Origin of the sequence: Coleofasciculus sp. FACHB-712 (assembly GCF_014695635.1) — a bacterium.
GTDB lineage: Bacteria > Cyanobacteriota > Cyanobacteriia > Cyanobacteriales > FACHB-T130 > FACHB-T130.
Map to the genome: position 1 here is coordinate 1 of NZ_JACJOQ010000169.1, position 4,084 is coordinate 4,084.

Here is a 4,084-nt window from a genome sequence, read left to right on the forward strand (position 1 = left end):
AACAAAGACTTCATGGTTGAGGTGAAAGTTAGCGGTGAGTATCGAGATTTGTACGATCAAGCCGGATTGATGCTGCGCTTAGATGAGGCGAATTGGTTAAAATGTGGCATTGAATTTGTCGAGGGTGTACAACAAGTCAGCGCTGTGGTAACAAGAGATTACTCAGATTGGTCTGTTGTCCCGCTGCCAGATAACCCGGCTTCACTTTGGATGCGCGTACATCGACGCGGCACCGCTGTAGAGGTGCAATACTCTCTGGATGGCACTCAGTACACAATGCTTCGCCTTGGCTATCTCACCCCGGCTGAGACGGTGAATGTGGGGGTGATGTGCGCTTCTCCAGAGGGAAATGGCTTCTCAATGAAATTTGAGGGATTCAAAATTAATCGCTTGTAGCCCAAAAAACGCCAAGAATAACCCAAAACTCTGCGTACCTTTGCGCTAACCTTTGCGTAGCTTTGCGTTAAAAATATACCACTCTAGAGGAGTCAAGGATGAGTTACAGAATGGATCGCCGCGCTTACGCCGAAACCTATGGCCCGACAGTCGGCGATCGCGTTCGTCTTGCTGACACCGAATTATTCATCGAAGTCGAACAAGACTTCACTACCTACGGCGATGAAGTGAAATTCGGTGGCGGCAAAGTCATCCGGGATGGTATGGGACAATCCCCCATTTCTAATGCAGACGGTGCCGTCGATCTGGTGATTACCAACGCCTTAATCCTCGACTGGTGGGGGATTGTCAAAGCCGATATTGGCATTAAAGATGGCAAAATTTTCAAAATTGGTAAAGCTGGAAATCCCTACATTCAAGACAAGGTAGATATTATTATTGGCCCTGGAACCGAGGTCGTTGCCGGAGAAGGGATGATTCTCACCGCAGGCGGGATTGACAGCCACATTCACTTTATTTGTCCGCAACAGATAGAAGTCGCGATCGCATCCGGCATCACCACCATGCTCGGCGGTGGTACTGGCCCTGCTACGGGTACAAATGCGACCACTTGCACTCCTGGCCCGTGGAATATGTACCGGATGCTGCAAGCCGCTGACGCCTTCCCGGTAAATCTAGGCTTCTTGGGGAAAGGGAATAGCAGCCAACCCCAAGGACTAATCGAACAAGTCTTAGCCGGGGCGATAGGTTTAAAACTGCACGAAGACTGGGGCACCACACCCGCGACGATTGATACTTGCTTGAACGTTGCGGATAATTATGATGTGCAGGTAGCCATTCATACCGATACCTTGAACGAAGCCGGTTTTGTAGAAACCACCATCGCCGCCTTTAAGAATCGCGTTATTCACACTTACCACACCGAGGGAGCCGGTGGAGGTCACGCGCCGGACATTATCAAAGTATGCGGCGAAGCGAACGTCCTGCCCTCTTCCACCAACCCGACGCGCCCTTATACCGTCAATACCCTAGACGAACATCTGGATATGCTAATGGTGTGTCATCACCTCGACCCCAGCATTCCCGAAGATGTCGCCTTTGCCGAGTCGCGGATTCGCCGAGAAACAATTGCCGCTGAAGATATCCTGCACGATTTGGGTGCATTCAGCATGATTTCCTCTGATTCTCAGGCGATGGGGCGGGTAGGCGAGGTAATCATTCGCACCTGGCAAACGGCACACAAAATGAAAGTGCAGCGGGGAAACCTTTCCCCATTGCTACCAGGAGAGGGGCAAGAGAGGGCAGATAATTTCCGGGCAAAGCGCTATGTTGCAAAATATACAATCAATCCAGCCATTACCCACGGGATTTCGCAGTATGTTGGTTCGGTAGAAGTGGGGAAATTGGCGGATTTGTGCCTCTGGCGTCCGGCATTTTTTGGCGTCAAGCCAGAGATAGTCATCAAAGGGGGTGCGATCGCTTACGCTCAAATGGGCGATGCCAACGCTAGTATCCCCACACCGCAACCAGTGCATATGCGCCCAATGTTCGGCAGTTTTGGAGGCGCGATCGCTGCCACTTCTCTAACTTTTATTTCCCAAGCGGCACTCGAAAAAGAAATTCCCACCCAGCTTAAGCTCCAAAAGCCAGCGGTTGCTGTCAGCGGTACGCGGCAGCTAAGTAAGCGAGACATGAAATTAAACGATGCCCTGCCTCACATGGAAGTAAATCCGGAAACCTACGAAGTGCGAGCCGATGGGGAATTGCTGACTTGCGAACCGGCAACCGTTCTCCCATTAGCACAACGCTACTTTTTATTCTGATTAAATTGGTAGTAGAGAAGCGATTAACTTGCTAGAGATGCAACTAATCGCTTCTCTACTTATCTATTTTTCAAAACTAATACCCCTTCCGGATTCACCTCGTATTGTGCCCCCACATAACCAGTGCGGTCATACAGAATTTGGTGAATGTGTTGGTCTAGTTTTGCTTCATCAGAAATTTGAGGTCGATAATATTCTTTGATTTGCTCCTCGATGCCCATCACCTCAAGACGGTCGTGAAGTGCTGCGGGTTCTCCTGCTAAATAAGCATTTCGTGCCGCATCATCGCTCAAGAAGCTCATCAAGATTGGCAACGGAACCCCGCCAATCGTCATCCTGCCACTGCTCAGCAGTAGCACCCCTAGAAAGATAGATAAAAGTATAGAAAAGTAGATGCCCGCGATCAGTTTTACAGGAACTTTAGGCGAAGGACGGTAATCAGGGCGTTGTTGTTTGCGAATGGTTCGACTAGATTCAGGTGCTAAGCGACCCATACTTTCCAACTTTGAATCTGCTCTTCATTGATGACTGAAATTGGGGGGGTCGGTCAATCTATCCTGAGGCGTAAAAATTTAAAGAGAGGGAAATAACGCAGTCAACATAAAACGCAGACCGCCAAGTAGCAGAGAGTTTAAAGCGATCGCTTCCACGTCCATCCTGTAGATAAAGCTGTCTCATTACCAACCACTCAAATTTCTATCTTGAGCGCGATCGCCCAAAAGACCTCTTTTACCTATCCATCCGCACGAGGAAATTGACTTCGCTACTGCCTATCTTTCCCGTTTTGCTTAATTTATAGATGTAAATAAACTAGATATCTGCGATTTTTTCTTTCCAGCAATGAGCAGCCAGATGTATCAGATGACAGAAAAGTATGGCCGTCATCCTAAAGGTTTATAATTAATTTTCTGTTGCTAAGGTCATTTGGCTAGTCCAGACACTGGATAGAAGCCAAAGAAGCAAAGATTCGGTAAAGATCCCCAACAATCCTTCTGTAGAATGAGGCAAAATGATACCTTAGGCGTAAAGAATGTTACGTGATGCACGATTAATTTACAAAAATTAATTTCAATAAACTTGAGTTGTTAACCTATCGCTTCCATGAAGAATCATTCGAGTCTCAATCAACCTTCTAAAACTGACCGCATTCTCGTTGTGGATGATTCTCCCGATAACTTGTTTTTGGTTCAAACCATTTTAGAAGAAGAGGGATATCAAATTACCTTGGCGGAAAATGGTCGTTCTGCCTTAAACGAGATTGAACAATCTCCACCAGACTTGGTCTTGTTGGATGTGATGATGCCGGGGATGGATGGATATGAAGTCACGAGGCGAGTCCGTGATAATACTAAGTTGCCATTTATCCCGATTTTACTGATCACAGCCCACGATCACGCCAGCGTGGTAGAGGGATTAGATACTGGAGCAGATGATTTTATTCGCAAGCCAGTGCAAGTTGACGAATTGCTGGCGCGGGTGCGATCGCTTCTGCGGCTGAAGCATAGTGTGGACGAACGCGATCAAATTGCCCGTCAGCGAGAAGATTTCGTTTCCTGGCTCACCCACGACTTGCGGACGCCGATCGTCGCCGCAGAGCGGATGCTGGCTTTATTTAGGCAAGGAGCCTTAGGAGAACTCTCGCCAGGAATGCAAGAAGCGATCGCTACAATGGATCGCAGCAACCGCAACTTGCTGGCGATGGTGAATACTTTATTAGAAGTCTATCGCTATGAAGCCGGTCGTAAAACCCTGAGCTTCTCACCAATTGACCTGCGGAAACTACTTCAGGAAGTAGTTCAAGAACTTTCTCCCTTAGCAGAGGAAAAGAATCTCACCCTGAAGCTGGATTTAGGGGACAGCGCCGA

The 4,084-nt window shown here is 48.1% G+C and carries 4 protein-coding genes; 3 read left to right on the forward strand and 1 reads right to left on the reverse strand.

Annotated features, from left to right (window positions below):
• Both H6F50_RS04490 and ureC read left to right on the forward strand, forming a co-directional pair.
• A partial coding sequence (locus tag H6F50_RS04490; RefSeq protein WP_190426772.1) for a DUF1349 domain-containing protein occupies positions 1-396 on the forward strand: 396 nt, incomplete at its 5' end.
• 98 nt (positions 397-494) lie between these two features.
• Positions 495-2,219: an urease subunit alpha gene (gene ureC / locus H6F50_RS04495; protein WP_190426774.1), complete on the forward strand. Its 1,725-nt coding sequence runs from the start codon at positions 495-497 to the stop codon at positions 2,217-2,219.
• A gap of 59 nt (positions 2,220-2,278) precedes the next feature.
• On the opposite strand, the gene H6F50_RS04500 is transcribed toward ureC, so the two are convergent.
• Complete coding sequence (locus H6F50_RS04500) at positions 2,279-2,713, reverse strand: hypothetical protein (RefSeq protein WP_190426776.1); 435 nt, start codon at positions 2,711-2,713, stop codon at positions 2,279-2,281.
• A gap of 607 nt (positions 2,714-3,320) precedes the next feature.
• On the opposite strand from H6F50_RS04500, the gene H6F50_RS04505 reads away from it, so the two are divergent.
• Positions 3,321-4,084 (forward strand): response regulator (locus tag H6F50_RS04505; protein ID WP_190426778.1); only part of this gene is annotated, 764 nt, incomplete at its 3' end.

Bases quoted from the DNA above. Each gene is read 5' to 3' on its own strand.
- ureC (WP_190426774.1), top strand. From the start codon at position 495: ATGAGTTACAGAATGGATCGCCGCGCTTACGCCGAAACCTATGGCCCG.
- H6F50_RS04500 (WP_190426776.1), bottom strand. From the start codon at position 2,713: ATGGGTCGCTTAGCACCTGAATCTAGTCGAACCATTCGCAAACAACAA.